18 protein-coding genes are annotated in these 22,735 nt (G+C 58.4%); 3 read left to right on the plus strand and 15 right to left on the minus strand.

What is annotated here, in order from left to right:
• Positions 1–21: 21 nt before the first annotated feature.
• Together ACXAG1_RS16635 and ACXAG1_RS16640 are read right to left on the minus strand one after the other, a co-directional pair.
• Complete coding sequence (locus ACXAG1_RS16635) at positions 22–2,550, minus strand: DUF1631 domain-containing protein (protein ID WP_475120316.1); 2,529 nt, start codon at positions 2,548–2,550, stop codon at positions 22–24.
• Between the two features lie 519 nt (positions 2,551–3,069).
• Positions 3,070–5,373, minus strand: coding sequence for a DUF1631 domain-containing protein (locus ACXAG1_RS16640; RefSeq protein ID WP_475092337.1), 2,304 nt, complete (start codon positions 5,371–5,373; stop codon positions 3,070–3,072).
• Between the two features lie 413 nt (positions 5,374–5,786).
• Here ACXAG1_RS16640 and nadC point away from each other — a divergent pair, with 413 nt between their 5' ends.
• Positions 5,787–6,665, plus strand: coding sequence for a carboxylating nicotinate-nucleotide diphosphorylase (gene nadC, locus ACXAG1_RS16645; RefSeq protein WP_475092336.1), 879 nt, complete (start codon positions 5,787–5,789; stop codon positions 6,663–6,665).
• A gap of 9 nt (positions 6,666–6,674) precedes the next feature.
• Here nadC and ACXAG1_RS16650 read toward each other — a convergent pair whose 3' ends face one another.
• From ACXAG1_RS16650 to ACXAG1_RS16710, 13 genes are all read right to left on the minus strand, one after another.
• Positions 6,675–7,016 carry a GtrA family protein gene (locus tag ACXAG1_RS16650; RefSeq protein WP_475092335.1) on the minus strand — a complete coding sequence of 114 codons (342 nt, stop codon included), beginning with the start codon at positions 7,014–7,016 and terminating at the stop codon, positions 6,675–6,677.
• 91 nt (positions 7,017–7,107) lie between these two features.
• A complete protein-coding gene (locus ACXAG1_RS16655; protein ID WP_475092334.1) occupies positions 7,108–8,556 on the minus strand; it encodes a hypothetical protein in 1,449 nt (482 codons plus the stop codon).
• Between the two features lie 19 nt (positions 8,557–8,575).
• Positions 8,576–10,009, minus strand: coding sequence for an isoprenylcysteine carboxylmethyltransferase family protein (locus tag ACXAG1_RS16660; protein ID WP_475092333.1), 1,434 nt, complete (start codon positions 10,007–10,009; stop codon positions 8,576–8,578).
• A 159-nt stretch (positions 10,010–10,168) separates the two neighbouring features.
• Positions 10,169–11,017: a sulfite exporter TauE/SafE family protein gene (locus ACXAG1_RS16665; RefSeq protein WP_475120317.1), complete on the minus strand. Its 849-nt coding sequence runs from the start codon at positions 11,015–11,017 to the stop codon at positions 10,169–10,171.
• Entirely contained in the window at positions 11,017–11,226 is a 210-nt protein-coding gene (gene ccoS, locus ACXAG1_RS16670) for a cbb3-type cytochrome oxidase assembly protein CcoS (RefSeq protein WP_475120318.1), read from the minus strand. Before ccoS ends, ACXAG1_RS16665 begins: the two co-directional genes overlap by 1 nt.
• Before the next feature lie 50 nt (positions 11,227–11,276).
• Entirely contained in the window at positions 11,277–13,808 is a 2,532-nt protein-coding gene (locus ACXAG1_RS16675) for a heavy metal translocating P-type ATPase (protein WP_475092330.1), read from the minus strand.
• 4 nt (positions 13,809–13,812) lie between these two features.
• Entirely contained in the window at positions 13,813–14,352 is a 540-nt protein-coding gene (locus tag ACXAG1_RS16680; RefSeq protein WP_475092329.1) for a FixH family protein, read from the minus strand.
• Between the two features lie 79 nt (positions 14,353–14,431).
• The gene (gene ccoG, locus ACXAG1_RS16685; protein ID WP_475120319.1) at positions 14,432–15,847 is read right to left on the minus strand and encodes a cytochrome c oxidase accessory protein CcoG; all 1,416 of its coding nucleotides are present in this window, start codon (positions 15,845–15,847) and stop codon (positions 14,432–14,434) included.
• 155 nt (positions 15,848–16,002) lie between these two features.
• Positions 16,003–16,911 (minus strand): cytochrome-c oxidase, cbb3-type subunit III, encoded by a 909-nt coding sequence (ccoP, locus tag ACXAG1_RS16690; RefSeq protein ID WP_475120320.1) that lies wholly within the window; start codon positions 16,909–16,911, stop codon positions 16,003–16,005.
• Positions 16,908–17,132 (minus strand): cbb3-type cytochrome oxidase subunit 3, encoded by a 225-nt coding sequence (locus ACXAG1_RS16695; protein ID WP_475092326.1) that lies wholly within the window; start codon positions 17,130–17,132, stop codon positions 16,908–16,910. Before ACXAG1_RS16695 ends, ccoP begins: the two co-directional genes overlap by 4 nt.
• A 12-nt stretch (positions 17,133–17,144) precedes the next feature.
• On the minus strand, positions 17,145–17,762 hold the full coding sequence (ccoO, locus tag ACXAG1_RS16700; RefSeq protein ID WP_475092325.1) for a cytochrome-c oxidase, cbb3-type subunit II: 618 nt from the start codon (positions 17,760–17,762) through the stop codon (positions 17,145–17,147).
• Positions 17,763–17,774: 12 nt separating this feature from the next.
• On the minus strand, positions 17,775–19,235 hold the full coding sequence (gene ccoN / locus ACXAG1_RS16705) for a cytochrome-c oxidase, cbb3-type subunit I (RefSeq protein WP_475092323.1): 1,461 nt from the start codon (positions 19,233–19,235) through the stop codon (positions 17,775–17,777).
• Positions 19,236–19,385: 150 nt separating this feature from the next.
• Positions 19,386–20,606 carry an argininosuccinate synthase gene (locus ACXAG1_RS16710; RefSeq protein WP_475092322.1) on the minus strand — a complete coding sequence of 407 codons (1,221 nt, stop codon included), beginning with the start codon at positions 20,604–20,606 and terminating at the stop codon, positions 19,386–19,388.
• A 354-nt stretch (positions 20,607–20,960) separates the two neighbouring features.
• On the opposite strand from ACXAG1_RS16710, the gene pyrC reads away from it, so the two are divergent.
• Together pyrC and rnt are read left to right on the plus strand one after the other, a co-directional pair.
• The gene (gene pyrC / locus ACXAG1_RS16715) at positions 20,961–21,998 is read left to right on the plus strand and encodes a dihydroorotase (protein WP_475092321.1); all 1,038 of its coding nucleotides are present in this window, start codon (positions 20,961–20,963) and stop codon (positions 21,996–21,998) included.
• A gap of 50 nt (positions 21,999–22,048) precedes the next feature.
• Positions 22,049–22,735 carry a ribonuclease T gene (rnt, locus tag ACXAG1_RS16720; RefSeq protein WP_475092320.1) on the plus strand — a complete coding sequence of 229 codons (687 nt, stop codon included), beginning with the start codon at positions 22,049–22,051 and terminating at the stop codon, positions 22,733–22,735.

Raw genomic sequence — 22,735 nt, forward strand, 5'->3', positions numbered from 1 at the left:
TCGCAGGCAGTAGAGGGGCGGTTACACACGAATGGCGATCTTGCTCTCGCCACAGTTGCCCACCACATACTGCAGCGCCCGCTCAAACAGGGGCCCCTGCTCAAGCGGCAGCAACTCTTCATCGCGCAACGCATGGGCCAGCTCCAGGCGAGAGTAAACACCCACTTTGGCGCCCTGGCGATTGACGAACATAAACTGATCAAGCTCGCGAATTATGGCCGCCAGTCGGCAGCGCACAGGCAGTTTTTCCGGGTGGCGCAGCAAAAACCAGCTGTCCTTGAGGTGATAGGTCTGCTGCCAGTGACTATCGTCGCTGGGCAACGGTGTGAGGTTGGCAGATTCTGTGACCCCGGCCTCGGTCACAACTTGCTGAATTTCTTCCACATCCGGCAGTGCTTTCTGGTCTGCAGGTAATTCCCGCGCCTCGTCCAGCACCTCGGGCTGTGACCCTGCACCACCCATATCAAGTAGCCCACTGTCACATTCGCCGGCAGCTTCCTCGGCGACGGGAATAGCCAGCACACTGTCCGCCTCCCGGCGCAGCTCCTGCACCAGACGCTCGCGAGTACGACGCTCGCGCTCAGACTCCACCCGCTCGCCCAATGTCTGGCGCTCACGATACAACACGTCAAGCCCGCCCATTAGCCGCTGGCGGTCACCAGTGCTCATGGAAAGAGACTGCGCACCGTCCTCCAGGCGCTTTTTCAGACCAGGAAGAAGACGCTGCATTTTTACGCTGCTCTCCGGCATCGGAGCAACCACACTCCAGATCAGGTCGCGCGCAGTAAGTACATGCTGACGCCAGACACCACTGTCTGTCCCCTCTTTCAGGCACGCGCGAAACAGCACACTACTCCACACACGGTTCAACCATTCGTGAACGATTTTCGGCAGTTTGCGTTCGGCGGTTAGCGTATCGTAGACAGCGGCAACCCGCGCTTTGGCAGCCTCGACCCGCGCAGTGCCCTGCGCTTCATCAATGGTGCGGCGCTCCATCACCTGAGCGCGCTTGCGCTCTCGTTGCGAAAATTCGCGAAACGACTCCAGCAGGCGCAGGAAAACCCGGTCGTCCTGGTCGTACTCCGCCAGGACCTCCTCAACAATCGTGCAGACCTCGCGATACAGCGGGTCGTTCAGATAATTCTCACCGGGTTGCCAGCCGATTGCCGCATCGGCAAGCTCGTTTAACAGGCGGCGAGCCGGGTGCCCCCCCTTGCTGAAAAACGCTTTGTCATTCACCGCCAGCTTCAACATTGGCAGCTGCAGGCGAATCAGCTGAACCTTAATGGGCTCAGCCAGATTGCGATCCTCCAGCATGAACGAGAACAGCATATCCACCAATCGGATGACTTCGCTGTCCAACTCGTGGAGAGAAGCACTCTGCTTGGACTCAACCAGGCGCTGCTGCAACAAGTCCGTAACATTTACCAGCTGGCCCGTGGCACCGGCTTGCGCAGGCAATGCCATCTGGAATTGACCGAGGTGCTGCAACAATGTCGGCGTTGCCATGGCCGGCGCGCCGGCACCTGCGGGAACGAGTCCCGGCGCACCGGAGTATGTGCCTCCGGAAATCGTACCGCCGTCAACGCCGGCCGGTGTTCCCGCCGCAGAATAAGAAGCACCGGTAGCGCCGCCGGCCACCATCCCGGAGCCCGGCTGGCCAACCTCGGGATACCCGGGGGGCATACCTGGCTGTGCGCCAGGCAATCCACTGTGCGCGCCCGGTGAAGACGGAGTCGCAGCAGCGGGGTCTGAGGAGACTACGGCTTCCTGCCGCGGCACGTTCTCGGTCGGCGCGCCCGCGCGATTGCGGTGGCGCAGGGGATCTTCAATTGCCGGCAATACGCCCTGCTCGATCAGCAACTGATTGCAGGCTTCGTATAGCTCGCCCAGCCGATTTACCAGTTGCAGCTCAAATTTCTTCAGCACGGTCATACGCGCGCGCAACGATACTTCAACTTCGTCCAGCGAATCCGCAAACGCGGTACAGATCGCGGCCGGACCGAGTGGCAGGTTTTCATCGTAAATTTTGCTGGGCAGCAAGGTATCGAGGCGCAGGGAAAGTGCGGCGATGGCCTCGGCGTGATCGCGACGAATATTCGACACCATGGAACGAATAGCCACCTGCTGCTCCAGATCATCGTTATTGACCAGAGAAAGACTTTTCAGCGAGGTGCTCAGATCCGCGCCGGCCTCTTCGCCCGGCGAATCATTGCGAGGATTGTGAAAGCGATCCTCAACTCCATCGCAAAACCCATCAATCAGATTGCTGTGTTCGACGCGAATCGCCCGAATCGCCTGAAAGAGCTGATCCTGCTCGTCCTGCTGATGGGCTTTTTCCGCCATCATGAACAGGGAATCGTCGACCTGCGCAAATACCTCTTCCGCGCGAGACTGGATCCACTGGATTGTTTTCTGATTTACGAGACTCACGTTTTTGGACAACTGTCTGGCATGGGTGGCCGCCGATGCGCTAGACTGGGTAACATTGGTAGCCCCGTCTTTTGCACCACCGGTGATTACAAATAGTTCGTTTTTATTTCTTTCCATTTCGTCCTTGCTCACCCCAGCACGCCCTCCTGGCATCGGTTGCGCCCGCTTCCATCATGAAAAGCTGTTGCGGGAAACCCCGCTATAAAACAACCTCGTAATTGTCACGCAACAGAAATTGCAACTGGCTACCACCGCGGGATTTCGACACCGAATTACCATTCAATGCTGAACCGCGGCAGACTAATACGTATAGATTTAGAATTTTTGACTTCAACGGGAGCTATTTCCCGAAGAATTGAAACTGAGATCACAATATCCAGCAATCCTAATCGACACGCAAGTGCCAAAAAGGGCCATTTTTCGTGAATTTCTTTGAAAATTGTGCCGAAATCGCGACACGACAGGATAGGCAGGAGAAATCTGGGAGCGACAAATAAGCCGGGACAGATTGTTACACTTTGATGACGCCCAATAATCCACGGCTCCGACTACCGACCATCAGCAACACCGACCTGCCCCGCAGAGGGTTTCCGTCAGTACCGAATGCTCCCTGCGGTACAATAAACACGACTGAAATCAGCGCATTTCACCCCGGGACTGGCGCACGGTGCCTATCACTGATTGCAGGGCTCGCTCGAACAGCATGCCGTCGTCCATCGACATCAACTCACCTTTGCGCAGAGCAATAGCCAGCTCGGCCCGGGTAAACTCCGCCACTTTGGCACCGTTGCGGTTAACAAAGATAAACTGGTCGATATCCTTGATCACCGCAGCCAGACGGCATCGGAACTGTTCTTCTTCACCGCGTTTCAGTTCAAACCAGCTGCCCTGCGCGAGACGGAAGGTCTGCTGCCAGTGGGAATCAGACTCACTGATTTCATCGCTGGCCTGAGCTTCTGTCTGCAATACCACTTCGGCCACGGCCTGTTCAAGCTCTTCCATTTGCGGCAGCTCGACTACGGGCTCAGACTTGATATTGCTCTCTGCTACCGCCTCCACAACTTCGGCGGTTGCCGGTACCTGCTGCGCCTCCCCAGCAGCTTCCGCCGCCATGGCGCGAGCCTCCTGCTCCACCTGGCGGCTGCGCTCTTCCAGAAGGCGCTGCGCCAATGCAAAGCGCTCGCGATAAATATCTTTTAGGCCCGCAAACATCCTGCGAGCATCAAACGTGTTCAGGGAAACGGCTTCGACACCGGCTTTCAGGCGCCCCTGCAGCGCGGGCAAGAGACCCAGCAATTGTTTGCGGCTTTCCGGCATGGGGGCGTGCACACTCCACACCAGATCACGGGCGGTGCGCACGTCGCGGCTCCAGCTTTCGCTTTCGGTACCCTCTTTGATGCAGGTCAGGAACAACATGTTGGCCCAGACTTTTTCCAACCATTCGGAAACCACCGGAGGCAGGTCACGCTCTGCCATAAGCGCGTCCATCACTGCAGCCACCCGCGCGCGGGCTGCCTGGGTCTTGGCCTTGCCGTCAGCCTCGTCAACAATGCGCTGCTCCAGGCGCTCGGCACGCTTGCGCTCGCGCTGGATAAAATCACGGAATGACTCCAGCAGCGTGGAGAAAATATTGATGTCCTGGTCAAACTCCGCCAGCACGCGGGCAACCACTTCGCTGATTTTCTTAAACAGCGGATCTTTTTCGTAATTGTCCTTTGCCTGCCAGCCGGTGCAGGCGTCTGCCAGCTCGTTCAGCAGTTTGCGCGCCGGGTGACCGCCTTTACTGAAGAAGGACTTGTCGGCAATGGCGACTTTCAGCAATGGCAGTTGCAGACGCCCCAACTGAGACTTTATCGGCTCTGCCAGGTTGCGGTCTTCCAGAATGAAGGAGAACAGCATTTCCACCAGTTTAATGATGTCGCTGTCCATCTTCGCAAGCGCTGCGGATTGACGCACTTCTACCAGGCGCTCCTGCAGCATGCTGTTCACGTTCAGCAGCTGGACCTCGCCCTCACCATAGCTCTGGGGCAGATGCGTTTGCAGCGCCCCGAGGTGGGAAAGCAGGTCTTGCGGAGGCATAGGTGCTGCACCGCTGCCAAGCGGCATCAAGCCGTGTCCGGCATAGCCCGGCTGCCCACCGTTGTACGCTCCCTGAAGCGCACCGGCGCCTGCAGGTTGCTGAGGGCGCGGGGACGGACGCTGTTGACGCGCGGCCCGGCGCTGCTGCTTCAGGGACGGCAGAACACCCTGCTCAATAAACAGCTCATTGCACTGATCGTAGATCTTGCCCAGATTGAGCATGACCAGCTGCTCGAACTTCTTCAGCAGAGTCAGACGGGCGCGAATATGCAGGTCGAGGGCACGGGAGGCCTCGACAAATGCATCGCAAATAGCATCGGGGCCCAAGGGATTGTTCTTGTCGTAAATCTTGACGGAAAGCAGCGTGTTGAGGCGCAGGGAAATTTCGGTAAGCGGCTCGGCAAAATCCCGCTTGGCGTTGGCGACCATGGTATCCACAGCAACAAGCTGCTCGAGATCGTCGTTGTGCACCAGGGACAGGTTGTCGGCCGAATAGGGATCCTCTTCGTCGGCGCTGATTTCACGGACCTGAAAGCCCTGCACCAGCTTGTCGCCGAACAGCTCGACCACCCGGCGGCGCTCTACGCGCAGCAACCGTAGCGCCTGAAAAAGCCCATCCTGCTCTTCCTGCCCGTGGGCTTTCTCCGCCATGGCAAACAGGGAGTCGTCCACCTTGGCGAACACCTGCTTGGCATGATCAATCAGCAGTGTCTGGGCCTTGTCGCGGACGGCCGCAACCGGAGGCGGGAGGGAAACTGTACCACTGCGACGGCTCTGCCCCTGTTCTCCCTGGGCACCTCGCATGGAAACCACATTGGTCGCGACGTTAGTAGCTGCACTATCGGTTTCTTTCATTGCCATCTAGCCTCGGCCGGCCAGTGCCTTCATCTATGAAGCGGCCGGGTGGTGATGCGACACAGCTGCCCTGGGAAGCACACTGTGCATGGTTTATTGAGTTTCCGGTCCCTTGCCTGCTTACCTCTACGCTCAAATTCCCCACGCCGGTACTGGCCAGATGAAATTGAACACAAAAGAACGGAGCGACCTATCTTGGTCGACCGTTGATTCTAAGTACAGGCACCCCCAAAGCACAACCTTCGGGTAACTGGCACTATCGTTTTTGCGACCCTATTCACAGGCATCGGCGGCACCAGGTGACCGATTCGCAACCGCAGACTGCTCCCAGGCCTGACAGATTTGTTAATATTGCGCCCACCAAGCACCCACCGCCTTCGCAACTCGCCTGGTGGGCACCGCACTATCGAGGTCCAAATATGACACCTGCCACCACCAAGATTCCCAATCTCGTGCCGGACATCCAGCGCGCGGTGAGAGACGCACTGGCAGAAGATGTGGGCGATGGCGATATAACCGCGCAATTGATTCCGGCGGATCGCGCCGCCCGCGCCCGGGTAATAACCCGGGAAGACTGTGTTTTCTGTGGCCGCGCGTGGGTGGATGAGGTGTTTCACCAACTGGATCCCGACCTCCAGATTATCTGGCACGTCGAGGATGGCGAGAAGGTAATAGCCGACAGTGTCCTGTTTGAACTCGACGGCAATGCGCGCAGCATACTCACTGGTGAACGCTGTGCCCTCAATTTCGTACAGACGCTTTCCGGCACAGCCACCACCGCCGCCAGCTATGCAGCACTGGCAACCGGTACCGAAATCAAGATCCTCGATACCCGCAAAACAATCCCCGGCCTGCGCACAGCCCAGAAATACGCCGTGTTGTGCGGCGGCTGCGAGAACCACCGCATTGGCCTGTACGATGCATTCCTGATCAAGGAAAACCATATCGCTGCCGCGGGTGGCATTCACAATGCTGTGGCGCAGGCGCACCAGATCAAACCCGGCGCACTGGTCGAGGTGGAGGTAGAGAGTATCGACGAATTACAGCAGGCACTGGACGCCGGTGCGGATGTGATCATGCTGGACGAATTCACCGATGCCATGACCGCGGAAGCGCTGAACCTTGCCAGGGGCCGCGCCAAAATCGAAATTTCCGGCAGCGTGAACGAAGCGCGTCTGCAACAGCTCGCCGGTCTCGAAGTGGATTACATCTCGTCCGGCAGTCTCACCAAGCACCTGCGCGCTATCGACCTCTCCCTGCGCCTGATCGATCACCCGGCAACCGGAGACCGTGCCTGAAAATGCGGCTCAGGCAGGGGCGCGGTAAATCCAGTGTTGGTGCAGTAAGTAATTGCTGACCAGTGTCACCAGTGTCGCACCTACTTGAGCCAACAAATAAGGAAGAAAAGCCAGAATCAATGCAAAGCTCAGGGTATTCACACCCATGCCAATGGCGACAACCACCACAAACCGGGGCAATGCCTGCCGGTGCCCTGCCCGACCTTCAAAGGTCAAATAGAAATTCAGCAGGTAACTGACCGCCGCCGCAATCCCATAGGCTACCGCCGAGGCGGTTACAGCAAAGACGCCGATAAGCTCAACCAGCGCCATCAGTAGCAGGTACTGGACCCCGGTTGCGACGCCTCCCACCAGAACAAAGCTCCCGAGCCGGCGGCACAGGCCCAGGATAGGCCGCAACCAGTACCCCCCCCCGGCAGGTGGCCGACCACTCGCGACAGACTCAGGCCGTGACATGTTCTTTCGGGTTTGGTACGGGTGCAGCGGGAGGCCGGGAAGCCGGCAGCGCCCCCACTTCCCCAGGCACACCTGTCGATGATATTTGCGCAACTTCATCGCCGTCTTCGCTCGCAAGCGTATCTCCAGAAGCGCGCCGGCGACGCATCGCACCGATCAGCACCAATGCCTGCACAATTAACAGCCCCTCTGCGGGCTTGCGGTACCGCCCCTCATTCACCGAAATGGGAAGCAGCCCCTGCACCAGTACCCAGGTAAACAGGAGCACCGCCAATAGCCGCGTGTTGCCGAGGCGACGCCAGAGAATCACCGTTCCCAACAGCACAAGAAGCGTGACCGGAGCCCAGCCCCAACGCCCGTGGTGGTTGAGCGCCTCCAGCCAGCGCGCGCGATTGTTGTCGGGCCAGGATGAACCGAAAAACAGATACACCATATTTTCGCCGGCCAGGGTCAGGTATCGCTCGGCGGTCATCGGATAACGTGCCATCGCCGCACGCCAGTCCTCGCCACCCCTGGTGATATCAATGTGCGCATAGACCTTCCCTTCCCGGCTCGAGGTCCAGTCACTCAGCGGCGCCAATGGCTTTGCCCCCATGGCCGGCGAGGCAAACCAGTAGGTCCAGCGCGCGCCATCGCGGTCGTAACTGATGTGGATGTCCCGCTTGCCAGACTGGGTATACAGCGCATTCAGGTTACCGACACCATGGGGCGCAATTAAATGCATGGCGGTGTAACTGCGGTACGCCAGAGGCCCCATCACCAGGCCCAGAAGCAGCAGACTGTACGCCGCCTTGGCAACTTTTTGCGGCTGAACCAGCCATAGCCAGGTAGTAGCGACCGCGGCAAATGGAATAGCGATACCGCGGGTCAGACCGGCCGCGGTCCACAACCCAACCATTAAAAGAAAACTCGCCAGAGTCTGCTTGCGTCGACAGCGCCAGCTGGCGTACAACGCGGCACCCAACAACGGCAACAGCAGTGTTTCCTGCATGAAATAGCCGTAAATGCCAATCCAGGAAGGCAGCAATGAAATGGCAGCCCAGACTGCAGTGGCCTGCACACGCGTTGGCAACAGCTCGCGGGCAAAGCGATACCAGATCCAGGGGGTCAAGCAAGCGAGCAACGCCGTATAAAACGCGATCAACAGCGGCTCTTTCAGTGTGAGCTTGGCCAGGACACCAATGTACAGCTGGTACATCACTGGATCGGTGAGGGTCATCGGATCGGTGCGCAGGGTTTCGGTGCCCTGCTCCCAGTGTCGCTGCGGGTCGCTCCAGATGTGATCGACAGGGTTATAAGTAAATACGTGTTCGATACGCAGCCAGATACCCAGCGCGATCAACAGATACAGACCCGCATAAATCCACCAGCGCCGGTCAACACGCAGCAGGCGTGGGGGCAACTGTGTGATCACACCACTCAGGTTCCAGTTCATCGGTGTCCTCAGGTGTCGGTCAGGCGGGTTTCGCCGGTGCAGACTGGCCGGCGGAACCGCTCACCAGAGGCTCAACCGACGGGGCGTCTTTGCCGCGATAGAACAGGCGGCCATGGCCAAAACGCAGCACCGGGAAGCGGCGTCCGAGGAACGCAAAGATACCTCTCTCGCCAATGTACTCAGCGTAGGCCACATAGGTCGGATCCCAGGACAGGTGTCGCTCCTCGGTGCGCGCGCGCATGAAATAAATGAAGTTGACCATCAGCAGCAGCAGGGACTGCCGAAGAGCCTCAGGGCCAGTGGCACTGACCATAAAGGGCATGGAGATCATCCACCAGGACAGATTCTTGCTGATGTACGCGGGGTGTTTGGTAAACCGGTAGGGTCCGTTGGTCAAAATACCGCGATGAGTCAGGTTGGAAAAGCGGATGCCGAACGGAATACTGGCCCACACATAAATCGCGATCAGCAGCAGGATGATCGATCCCCACAGGGTGTAAGCCCAGGGGGTATCCCAGAACCAGTAGCCCCACGCAGGCGCGTCGTCGTATTTGAGATAGGTACCGGAGAACAGACTCCAGAATGGCTGGTAGCCAATCAGTGCCACCCCCCAACCGAGGAAGCTGGGCTCCGCGGTACGGATATGGGAGTCAAACAGTCGCAGGGTGCACACATAACCCACTGTGACGAACAGCAGGTCGATGTAGAACAGGAAGTTGAAAGTGAAATCAAAAACCGACTTGAAACTGACCAGCAGGCGTGAGAAATCAAAGTTCAACAGATTGGTCAGATTATTGCCGAGATAGACGAACATCAACGGCAGGAAAAACAATTTCACCAACCATCCCAGATACAGCTGGCCAATCGCTTTGCCTGACACGCCTTTACGGTTGCCCATTACAAAGCTGCCCAGCTGCCAGTAGCTGTCTTTCGGGGACTGCATGGCCCCGTCTACCAGATAAAAATACGGAATCGCCAGCAACATCCACCAGGGAAGCGCAGCCTTCACCACGGTGAAATAATTGTCGTAAAAGGAACCGTGGTACTCGGGAAACAGCCAGTACACAAACGCCACGGAACCGACACTGAGATAGAAGCCGAGCAGCTTCAGCGCGGTGCGTCCAAGACTGTAATTGGCACGACGAAAATCGAGCCCCGCAGACGGGTTGCGCCAGGGTTTGAGAATCAGCCACTCCAGTAAAATGATCGGCAACGCCAGCGCTGCCGCCACGACCACCAGGGATTGCGTCTTGATATGGAGGTCCTGGCCGTAGGCCCTCAGCCAGATCACCGCAGCCAGGGACATCCCCAAGGCTAACAGATTGATCCAGATACTGGTCGGCGCTTCGGGACAGGAAGGGACGGTATCGGGCAAAGTGGACTGGCGTTGTTGACGCCCGGAATCGGTACTGGCCGATTTACCTGCGGCCTTTTTGTTTTTTATTTTTTTCATATTCGGTCCAACGGGAACTACCAGCAACATGCTGACGGCATCAATTCTGGTCACAACGGCCAACCAGGGCGGCCAGACCACAGGTCATAATTGCGCCAGTTTACCCCTAACCCCGAGCCATCGCCAGAATCCCGCTGCGGCCGAACCTGATGGGGAGAATCAGTCAGCAGTTCGGTCGCCTGACTCCTCGTCCATAGGGTGATGGTGATGATGCTCGTGCACCGGGGGCGCCAAAGGTTCGCCCTGTTCCGGCGTGGTGTGATGCGGGTGCTCGTGAGACTTGCGGGGGGACTGCTGGAGTGCACCCTGATGGCCCCCATGGCCGCCGTGACCACCGTGGTCGCCATGACCCAGACCACCCCACAGGGTCCAGAGACCAAACAAAAATACCAGGGAGGCCATGGAAAGACGCACTCCCGGTCTCTGCACGAGGCGGCGCAATCCTGTCGCGGCGACGCCCGTCGCCAGCACGGCCGGTGCAGTACCCAGACCAAAGGCAAGCATGGTCAGCGCTGCCTGCATTGCACTTCCCTGAGCCAGCGCGTAGGTAAGTGCGCTGTACACCAGCCCACAGGGCAACCACCCCCACAGTGCACCCAGCGCTACCGCCTGGGAAGTGGTGTGGACAGGCAACAGGCGACGCGAAAGCGGCTGTACACCGCGCCACAGCACGGCACCGCCCCGCTCAAGCCACACCAGGCCCCGCCACCAGTTCGCCAGGTACAGCGCCATCGCAATCAACATCAGCCCGGCAATAATCCGCAATGGGGCCAGACCAGCGGCAAGATCCACTGCCAGATAGGCGCCCACGGCACCAACGATCAACCCCATTGCCGCATAGCTGGCAATTCGCCCGGCGGAATAGCCGAGTAATTTCGGCCACTGTGGCTTCTCGCCCGGGACCGCAAGCCCCAGCGCAGCGGAGATACCGCCGCACATGCCAATACAGTGGCTACCACCCAAAAAACCGATTGCGAGCGCCGCGGCCAAAACACTCCACTCAGGCATCAGTCTGCTTTCCGGTCTTCATTGTCCGCGCGCGCGCGATCGGATTCAGGCGACCCCTGGCACTGCGCCACGTCATCGTCAAACAGAATACGGCGCCCTTCGGTTTCCAGGTCGTCATACTGGCCGCTATTTACCGCCCAGAAGAACAGCTTCACCGCACCGGCGACAAACAGGATCACAATGGGGACCAATAAGAAGATACTGTCCACTTACACCTCAGGCTGGACGAAAAATAGAGAAAGCAGGAGCGCCGGCGGCTCTAGCGCACCGGCTGCCAACGGGATAAACGCAAAGCGTTAACCACAACAATCAGGGAGCTCAGGGACATGCCAATGGCCGCGGCCCAGGGCGGAACCAGCCCCAGAAATGCCAGAGGCAAAGCCAGCGCGTTGTACAGGATTGCCCAGCCCAGATTCTGGCGAATAATTGTGCGGCAATTGCCCGCCAATGCAAAGGCCCGCGGCAGCGCGCGCAGGTCTCCCTTCAGCAGGATCGCGTCTGCACGGGACTGGGCGAGATCCGCCGCGGACATCATCGCCACCGAAACGTCGGCTCCGGACAATACCGGTACGTCGTTGATGCCATCGCCAATCATTAGCACCCGCTCGCCCTCGGCCTGCAGCGCCTTCAACCGACTGAGTTTGTCCTCCGGCGAAGCCCCGGCCCGGTAGTCGTCAATTCCTGTCCGCCCCGCGATCCGCGGAACTTCGGCAGACTGGTCGCCGCTGAGCAATTCGGCGGTCACGCCCGTGGCGGCCAGCAGTGACACCGCATCCGGCGCGCTGGGGCGCAATTCATCTCCCAGTCCCAGCCAGGCAACAGGACCTTGCCGGTCTCCCAGCATCAGCCACTGCCCCTGTGCGGAAGGCACTTGTGAACCTGTGGCGAGCGCAGATACTTCCGACCCTGCAAGCTCCAGTACAAACTCGGGTAAACCGAGGCGATACGTCACCGCATCGCATACACCTTCTACACCGCAACCGGTGACAGAGCGCAGCTTGCTGGCAGCACGGTTTCCAAACCAGGGCCTAAATGCCCGCGCCAGCGGGTGGTTGTTCTGGGATTCCAATGCCGCGGCAATATCTCGAGCCGCGTCTTCACTCATACCGTCGCGCAACGGCTTTACGGCTCGGAGCTGAGGTGCCCCCTCCGTCAATGTACCAGTCTTGTCGAAAATCACCCGGGTGACGCGTGGAAGCGATTCGAGCACGTGCCCGCGCGCCACCAGTAACCCGAGCTGCTGCAGACGCAACGTCGCGGCAGCCAGCGCCGCGGGCGTAGCCAGGGACAGCGCACAGGGACAGGTGACCACAAGTACCGACAGCGCAACCCAGAAGGCCCGGTCGGGTTCCTGATACCACCAGAATACAAAAGCTGCCGCAGAAATAATCAGGACTGCGGCAATAAACCGCCCGGCAATCCGGTCCGCCAGCGCGGCCTGGGCCGGTTTATCCAGCTGTGCCTGCTCCACCAGCTTTTCGATCGCGGACAAACGCGTGCCGCTTCCGGCGGCGGTAATCCGCACGGTCAGAGAGGAGTCGCCATTGACGCTGCCGGCGAATACCGCGCTCCCCACCCGCTTCTGTTGAAGGGCAGACTCCCCGGTTAACACGGATTCGTCCACGCCACTGGCGCCATCGGTGACCTCCCCGTCTACCGGTATCGTATCCCCGGGCCGCAACAGGATCCGCTCGCCCTCCGCCAGGGCGGCAACAGGCACCGATTCCACCTGGCCGTCACTTCCCAGGCGCAGCGCCGCCAGTGGCAGCAATTGGGCGAGGCCGCCACTGGCCAGGCCCGCCTTGTGCCGCGCCCGCATTTCCACAAAGCGCCCCAGCAACAGGAAAAAGGTGAACATGGAGACCGATTCAAAATACACCTCACCGGTATCGAACACCGTGGCGTACACACTGGCACCATAGGCCAGGCCAATAGCCAGTGACACCGGCACATCCATCACCAGGTGCCCGCTGCGCAATGCACGCCAGGCGGCGCCAAAAAACGGCTGAGCGGCATAACAGACCACCGGGGTAGCGACGATCAGCGACACCCAACGGAAGAACTGTTCAAACTGAACATCGATACCCTTGCTGCCACCAAAGTACAGCGCGATAGCGAACATCATTACCTGCATGGTGCCGAGTCCGGCAACGCCGAGCCGACGAATCGCTGCACGGCGCTCCTGCTGCAACATCTGTTCACTATTGGCAGCGGTGGCGGGAGACGGGCGATAACCGATGGACGCAAGTGCCGAGAAGAGCACACTGACTACAACCCTGCTCGGGTCAAAAACGATTTGCGCGCGGTGCGTACTGGCGTTGACCGACACTCTGGCCACGCCGGGCAAAGACATCAGCTGCTTCTCAATCAGCCATACACAGGCGGCACAGGTAATACCACCCACCAGCAAACTGGCCACCTGTAGAGATTCGGTGTCACTGATGCCGGGCAGCGCGCCGGTGAAATCGCGCACAAACTCACCCTGCACCTGCGGCAAATCATAGGCCTGCCAACGCTGCTGCTCCGGGGCGCTATCCGGGCGCTCACTGCTTTGCTCTCGATAACGATAAAAATTATCCAGACCTCCAGCGACAATGGCGCCCGCCACCGCCTCGCAACCGGGGCAGCACATGGGGCGAGCGATGCCATCGATGGTTACTGCATACTGGCTACCTTCAGCCACAGGCAGGCCACAGTGAAAGCAATCGCTCTCACTGGCCGGTGTTTGCGGGGAAGAGGTCGAAGCGGTCGTCGAAGACGGATCGGCGTGGGTTACGAGCGATTCATTCATTGAGTCACTGCTCGGCGGGCTTCAGGGGCACTCCGTTGCCGATGTTGAAATTGATTTCGCCCTTCAGGCGCCACTCTGGCGCTTGCTCGCCTTCCGGGTTCGCCACTGGCGTCACCTGCAAATACCAGCGGTGCTGCATTGGAGCTGCCACCTTGCCCCGATAACGGCCAGTGGAAATCTCATCCAGCACAATGCGCTCATCCAGATCCGCCTCCACTGGGTGGCTCAGCACCAGATTCAGTGACTCGGGGTAAGAAGTCAGATTACCGCGCAGGTCCAGTGACACCGTGCTGTCTTGCGGGGAGAAGAGAATCATTCCCGCCAGGTTCATCGCCTTTGCCTGCTGGTCCTGCTCCGCACTGTAGTGGTACAGCCGACTGTCTTTGTAATAGGTATCACTGACCACATCGTCGCCGTGGCGCACGGCAATCGATACCATAATGAAAGAAACAATCACCACCAGAATCAATGGCGACATCACCAGCCAGAACCAGGGCTCCCGGAACCAGGGCGCAGACTTACTGGAATTCGTTTTTTGAGACACTGAATCAATTCACCAAAATCAGATAAAACTACATAGAGCAAGGCTGCACTTGGCCGCCCAGCCCTTCCCTGCCGTCGGTCTATTTGGGACCAATAAACACCGTTTTATGGCGATCTTTAAGCTCCGGTGCATCCTTCGCCTCAATCTCAATATAAATATCGTGTTTGGTATCCTGCAGTTGCTTCTTCGGCACGCTCACCCGAATGGGCACAGAGTATAACTCCCCGGGGTTGACCAGTGGATTCCGCTGCATTCGCAAGGAGTAATCGTACCCGGGTTTACCGGTTACCCGTATCGTGAACTCGTGCGGACGCTGATCCATATTATTGATCTTGACCGTATAGACATTCTGTACCATGCCCTGGGACACGCGATACATCCGCGCGCCGCGATCGCGCAGCACCTCCGCCTGTACCGGCGACCGGGTAACAACCTGATAGGAAAAGGCCCCGACAAGCAGTAATAAAATCAATCCATACCCGAGAAGCCGCGGGCGAGCGTACTGGGTTTTGCCGGTTTCCAGCTCGTCTTCCGAGGTAAAACGGATCAACCCCCGGGGATATTGCATTTTGTCCATCACACTGTTGCAGGCGTCGACGCAGAGGCCGCAGTTGATGCACTCGTACTGCATGCCATCGCGGATATCGATATCCACCGGGCACACCTGCACACACCAGTAGCAATCAATACAGTCGCCCAGGCCCTGGGCCTTGTAGTCCACACCCTTCTTGCGTGGCCCACGGGCTTCCCCCCGACGGGCATCGTAATACACCGCCAGTGTGTCCTTGTCGTACATGACCGATTGGAAGCGCGCGTAGGGACACATGTATTTGCACACCTGCTCGCGCATAAAGCCGGCATTGAAGTAGGTGGCAAACATAAAGAAAGCAACCCAGAAGGCTCCCTGTGGGTGTGCGGTAAAGGTCGCAAGATCGACCACCAGATCGCGGATACCATAAAAGTATCCGACGAACGCCAGCGCCGTGGCGAGGGATATCAGCAGCCAGATCGCGTGAGTACCGCCCTTGCGCAACACTTTCTCAGTGCTCCAGGGAGCGGCATCCAGTTTCATGCGTTTCGCACGGTCACCCTCACACACCCGTTCGGCCCAGATGAACATCAGGGTCCAGACCGTTTGCGGGCAGGTAAACCCGCACCACACCCGCCCCAGCCAGGTAGTCACGGCAAACAGGGCAAACGCCGAAATAATCAGCAGAGCAGCGAGCAGGATGCCGTCCTGTGGGCCAAAGGTCGCCCAGAGAATATGAAACTGCCGCGCAGGCAAATCGAAATGTACCGCCTGGCGCCCATCGATATTGAGCCAGGGGATAAAGAAAAACGCGAGTAACAGTGGAAGACCGGTGTATTTTCGGATGCGGGTATAAACGCCGCGGATATGCCGGATATAGACCTTGTCGTCTGACTCGTAGAGCATGCGATAGCGGACTTCGCCACCACCTTCCTGCTCTTCCCGGGTAGGAATTCTATCGCTCACAAAACCTCGCTTGCCCGAAGGGACTCGGGATGGAAACTGCAATCATTGCAATGAGGCTTGTTGTTCTTCCCTGCAGTGCCCGTCCCTGTGGATAAAGGGGGCCGGAAGCCCCCTTATCTGGCGCGGCGCAAACGGAGTTGCGCCGGAGCGTTCAGTTACTGCTGCACGTCTTCCTGACGAGACAGGCTGTAAACATAAGCGGCGACCAGACGAATCTTGTCTTCACGCAGCTTGTCTTTCTGAGACGGCATATTGTTGCTTCGGCCACCGCGTACGGTGTGCTGAATCTCTTCGCGGGTGCCGCCGTAAAGCCAGATATCATCGGTCAGGTTCGGCGCACCGAGCGCCTGGTTGCCCTTGCCATCTGCACCGTGACACGCCAAACACACGGTTCCAAACACCTGCTTGCCCTGCTCGGCCAGTGCGGCGTCATGTTCCAGTCCATTCATGGCCAGAACATATTCGGTCACATTTTCAACACCATCTTCGCCGATGATCGGCCCCTGTGGTGGCATCAGCCCCTGACGACCATTGTGCAGAGTTTCCAATATCTTCTCCGGGGTGCCGCCATAAAGCCAGTCGCTGTCGGTGAGGTTCGGGAAACCGTAGTTGCCGCCACCGTCAGCACCGTGACAAACCGCGCAGTTGTTGGCAAAAATCCGTGCACCCATTTTCAGTGCTTCGCGATTTTCGGCAATTTTCTCGATGGGCATATCCACGTACTGACCAAAGTTCTCCTTGAACTCCGCCTGCGCTTTGGCCTGATCGGCTTTCAGGGCACCCACGGACGTCCAGCCGCCGAGCCCTTTGAAATTACCCATTCCCGGATAGATAACCAGGTAGGCCGCAGAAAATATCAGAGTGAAAATGAACAACAGGAACCACCATTTCGGCAGCGGGTTGTCGTATTCCTCAATACCATCGTACACATGGCCGGTGGTGCGGTTTTCCGGGTCGTCCTGATCGTCTACCGCCACTTTGCGGTTTGCAAAAAGAACCCAAGTTACCAATGCAAGATTGGCGAGGGTGAGCACAATTACCCAAACACTCCAAAATGTACTCATTTGTCCTGCCCCTGTTCCTGTTTCATACCGGCCTCGTCGCCAGTGGTGCTTTCGCTCTCGCGAGCGGACTTGTCTAGAGTTTCCTGCTCATCGGCGAACGGCAGCTTTGCATCTTCCTCAAAACGCTCTTTACGTTTGGGGGAGAAAGCCCACCAGCACACCGCGAGGAATGCCAGTGCGCCGAGAACAACGGCGATCTGCCGCAGAATATCGATAGTCACCGATTACCTCGCTTAGCGCTTCTGCTGTACCAGGGTGCCCAGCTGCTGCAGGTAGGCAACCAGCGCATCAATCTCGGTAACGCGCCCGCCCACAAAGGGCTTGCTGGCGTTGGCGATATCTTCATCGGTGTAGGGCACTCCGACAGAGCGCAGTGCTCTCATCTTTCTCGCCGTGTGTTCCCCGGTGACGATATTGTCAAACAACCAGGGGTAAGACGGCATGATGGATTCCGGTACCACATTGCGCGGATCGTACAGGTGCGCGCGGTGCCATTCGTCAGAGTAGCGGCCACCTACGCGAGCGAGATCCGGGCCGGTTCGTTTGGAGCCCCACAGGAAGGGGTGCTCGTACACGAACTCTTGCGCCATGGAGTAGTGACCGTAACGCTCCACTTCCGCGCGCAGCGGACGCACCATCTGGGTGTGACACACGTGGCAGCCTTCGCGGATATAGATATCGCGCCCTTCCAGCTCAACCGCGCCCAGCGGTTTCAGACCGGCAATAGGCTCATTGTTATTGGTGGTGAAGAACTGGGGAACGATTTCCACCAGGGCACCGAAGCTGATCGCTACAACGATCAGCACCATCATCAGGCCGATGTTCTTTTCTACGATGTCATGATTTTTCACGATCGTTTCCCCTTAAGCATTCTTCGCGATCGGCAGGTTTTCATCGTGACGCACTTCGCCTTCCTTCGGCTCGTCGGTGACGGTGCGGAATACGTTGTACGCCATCAGGAACATACCGGTGAGGAAGAAGGCACCGCCCAACCAGCGAACGATGTAGCCCGGGTGGCTGGCGATCACGCTCTCCACAAAGCTGTAGGTCAGAGTGCCGTCGGCGTTGAAGGCGCGCCACATCAAACCCTGGGTAATACCGTTCACCCACATCGCCGCGATGTACAGAACGGTGCCCACGGTAGCGAGCCAGAAATGCGCATTGATCAGCTTGACGCTGTACATTTCCTTGCGACCCCAGAGGACCGGCACCAGGTGATACAGGGCGCCGATGGAGATCATGGCAACCCAACCGAGCGCGCCAGAGTGCACGTGACCAATGGTCCAGTCGGTATTGTGCGACAGCGCATTCACGGTCTTGATGGACATCATCGGGCCTTCGAACGTGGACATGCCGTAGAACGACAGGGAAACCACCAGGAAGCGCAGGGTCGGATCGGTACGCAGTTTGTGCCAGGCACCGGACAAGGTCATGATGCCGTTGATCATGCCACCCCAGGAAGGCGCCAGCAGGATTACGGACATGATCATCGCCAGGCTCTGGGTCCAGTCCGGCAGTGCGGAGTAGTGCAGGTGGTGGCCACCGGCCCACACGTAAATGGAGATCAACGCCCAGAAATGCACGATGGACAGCTGGTAAGAATATACCGGGCGACCCGCCTGCTTGGGCACGAAGTAGTACATGATGCCGAGGAAGGCCGCGGTCAGGAAGAAACCAACTGCGTTGTGGCCATACCACCACTGAATCATCGCATCCTTGGTTCCAGAATAGATGGAGTAGGACTTGAACGGCGCAACCGGAACTTCCAGGTTGTTGACGATGTGCAACGCGGCAATGGTGATGATGTAGGCACCAAAGAACCAGTTGGCAACGTAAATGTGGGAGGTACGGCGCTTGACGATGGTGCCAAAGAACACGATGGCATAGGCAATCCACACCAGCGCGATCAGAATATCAATCGGCCACTCCAGCTCCGCGTACTCCTTACTGGAGGTGTAACCCAGCGGCAGGGTAATCGCGGCGGCAATGATGACCACCTGCCAGCCCCAGAAGGTAAATGGAATCAGCCAGCCACCCCACAGGCGGGTCTGACAGGTGCGCTGAACCACATAGTAGGAAGTCGCAAACAGCACACTGCCGCCAAACGCGAAAATCACCGCATTGGTGTGCAGCGGACGCAGACGACCAAAGTGGGTGAAGGGCTGCCACAGGTCATTCAGCGCGGGCCAGGCCAGCTGAGCGGCGATCAGGACGCCCACGCCCATACCAAAAATACCCCAGACCACCGACATGATGGTGAACTGGCGCACAATGTTGTAGTCATAGTCCGGCAGCTTGCCGGCCTCTGCCACTGTAGTCGTCATTGTGTTACTTCCGTTGCTTTTAGAGATTCGTTTCCGTCAAACGCGGGGCATACGCCAACTTCGCCAACAAGGGGCGGTACACCCTTCACGGTAGACCGGATGGGCACAGGAACGACGATTTAAACGCTGTAATCGCCGCTCCCGGCTGATTTAGATCAAGTCTCTGCCTTTACCTGCCGCAATTCGCAGTCGCAGGGCGTTCAATTTGATGAAGCCCTCGGCATCTTTCTGATCGTAGGCGCCAGCATCGTCTTCGAAGGTGGCAATTTTCTCGTCGAACAGGCTGTCTTCGGAGCGGCGGCCCACCGCCGACACACTGCCTTTGTACAGTTTCAGGCGTACTTCACCGTTCACCACTGACTGGGACTGGTCGATTGCCGCCTGCAGCATTTCGCGCTCGGGGGACCACCAGTAACCGTTGTAAATCAGCTTTGCGTAGCGCGGCATCAGCTCGTCTTTCAGGTGCGCGACTTCGCGATCCAGAGTAATGGATTCGATGGCGCGGTGTGCCTTCATCATGATGGTGCCGCCGGGCGTTTCGTAGCAGCCGCGGGACTTCATGCCCACATAGCGGTTTTCCACGATATCCAGACGGCCGATACCGTTGGCGCCACCGAGCTTGTTGAGTTTCTCCAGCAGGGTTGCCGGGCTCATGCGCTCGCCGTCGATGGCAACCGGGTCGCCATTCTCGTATTGCAGGGTGATATAAGTGGGCTTGTCCGGTGCGGACTCCGGGCTGACACTCCAGCGCCACATATCTTCTTCCGCTTCCGCCCAGGGCTCCTCGAGCACACCGCCTTCATAGGAGATATGCAGCAGGTTGGCATCCATGGAGTACGGTGACTTTTTCTTCTTGTTGGAAAAGTCCACAGGAATCTTGTGCTGTTCGCAGTATTCCATCAGTTTTTCGCGGGAGTTCAGGTCCCACTCTCGCCAGGGGGCGATGACCTGGATACCCGGTTTCAGCGCGTAGGCGCCCAGCTCGAAACGCACCTGGTCATTACCCTTGCCGGTGGCACCGTGCGAGATGGCATCCGCCCCGGTTTCATTGGCGATTTCGATCAGGCGTTTGGCAATCAGAGGACGCGCGATAGAAGTACCCAGCAGGTACTCACCTTCGTATATGGTGTTGGCGCGGAACATGGGGAAGACAAAATCGCGCACGAACTCTTCGCGCAGATCGTCGATGTAGATCTCTTTTACGCCCAGGGCCTCCGCTTTGGCGCGTGCAGGCTCCACTTCCTCACCCTGACCGATATCGGCGGTAAAGGTCACAACCTCACACCCATAGGTATCCTGCAACCAGCGTACGATCACTGAAGTATCGAGCCCGCCGGAATATGCCAATACCACCTTATCGATCTTGCTCATTACTATCCTCTGTATAGTGGGCCCGTGCTTTCGGGCTGTGCCTTCACTACAGGTACACCGCCGCCTTACCGGGGCGTTGCACCTGTGAATTGTTTCAAACTGGGGGGGATTATTTTTGGATGTGTGCCCAGGAACTGCGGGTAGGCCGCCTTTTTTCGGGGCGCGATTGTAGCGCCTAGAACGGCATACGACTAGCACCAGACGGCCAGCCGAATGATTGCGCAAAAAGCAGCCCGCCAACCTGTCTACTTTACATTCAATCTGGTGAGAAATGAGACATTCGCGGCAGTTTTCGCAATTTTTTGGCGCTTCGGGTAGCATCGGCGCCGCGATCAATCCGGGAGGAGATATTCGGTGGAGCCCAAACCACAAATTACGCTGCGTAAACCAGACGACTGGCACATCCATTTGCGCGATGGCGCAGCACTGACACGCACGGTGGGCGATGCCGCAGACCAGTTTCAACGGGCAATCATCATGCCCAACCTGGTACCGCCAGTCATCACCGCCGATGATGCCCTCGCGTATAAAGGGCGCATCGAAGCTGCCATCCCGGAAGGCAATCCGTTTACCCCGCTGATGGTGATCTACCTGACGGACAACACGACCCCGGAAGTGGTGCAGCAGGCCCATGCAGCAGGCGTAGTTGCCGCCAAGCTCTACCCGGCCGGCGCCACTACCAACTCCGATTCCGGCGTCACCGATATCGCCAATATCTACCCGGCACTGGAAGCCATGCAGTCCTGCGGCATGAAATTGCTGCTGCACGGAGAAGTCACCACCAGTGACATCGATATTTTCGACCGCGAGCGAGTGTTTATCGAGAATATTCTGGGCCCGGTTGTCGACGACTTCCCTACCCTGAAAATCGTACTCGAACATATCACCACATCCCACGCCGTCGAGTTTGTCAGCCAGGCCCGCGAAGGGATCGCCGCGACGATTACCGCGCACCACCTGCTGTACAATCGCAACCATATGCTGGTGGGTGGCATTCGCCCTCATTACTACTGCCTGCCCATTCTCAAGCGCAACTCACATCAGACAGCGCTGATTGAGGCGGCCACCAGCGGCGACCCCAAGTTTTTCCTCGGCACAGATTCCGCCCCACATATCCAGGGGAAGAAGGAGACGTCCTGTGGCTGCGCCGGTTGCTATACCGCCTTCAGCGCCATCGAGCTCTACGCGGAAGCCTTCGAGCGCGCGGGTAAACTGGACAAGCTCGAGGGCTTCGCCAGTGACTTCGGCCCGGACTTCTACGGCCTGCCGCGCAATACCGATACCATTACCCTGGTGCGCGAGCCCTGGACCCTGCCGACCGGATTGCAGATGGGCGACGACGCCCTGATCCCGCTGGCCGCCGGCGAAACTTTGAACTGGCGTCGGGTATAATCCCCGCATCGGCCAGCCGCCTTTGAATTGATTGAGATTTCAGGATTCCCGTGACCCCAGCAGAAACGCCGAACGGCCCCAAAAGTCTTCTGGCCCAGCGCTTCCGCGGCTTTCTGCCGGTGGTGCTGGATCTGGAAACCGCGGGCTTCAACGCCCGCACCGACGCCCTGCTGGAAGTGTCGGCGGTGATCCTGAATATGGATGAGGAGGGCACCCTCTACCCCGAGGAAACCCACAGCTTTCATATCGAACCGTTTGAAGGGGCCAATATTGAGCAGTCCGCCCTGGATTTTATCGGCGTGGACCTGGACTCCCCGGATCGCGATGCCTGGCCAGAGGAGATAGCCCTGCCGGAGCTGTTTCGCCAGATCCGCCGCGCCATCAAAAATCACAGCTGTACCCGCGCCATTATGGTGGCGCACAATGCGCATTTTGACCTGGGCTTCATCAATGCCGCCGTGGCCCGCTGCGGCCTGAAGCGAAACCCATTTCACCCCTTCTCCTGTATGGACACCGCCACCCTGGCGGGGCTGGCCTACGGTCAGACCGTCCTGGCCAAAGCCTGCCAGACCGCCGGCATGGCCTTTGATAACAGCGCGGCCCACTCCGCCGAATACGATGCGGAGAAAACCGCCGAGCTGTTCTGCGGCATCGTCAATCGCTGGCGTGACCTGGGCGGCTGGCCGCTGGCATCCGCTGCGGACGACTCGCAGGCAGAAGACGAAGACGCGGAATAA

This window comes from Microbulbifer sp. ABE4_465 (assembly GCF_056160765.1).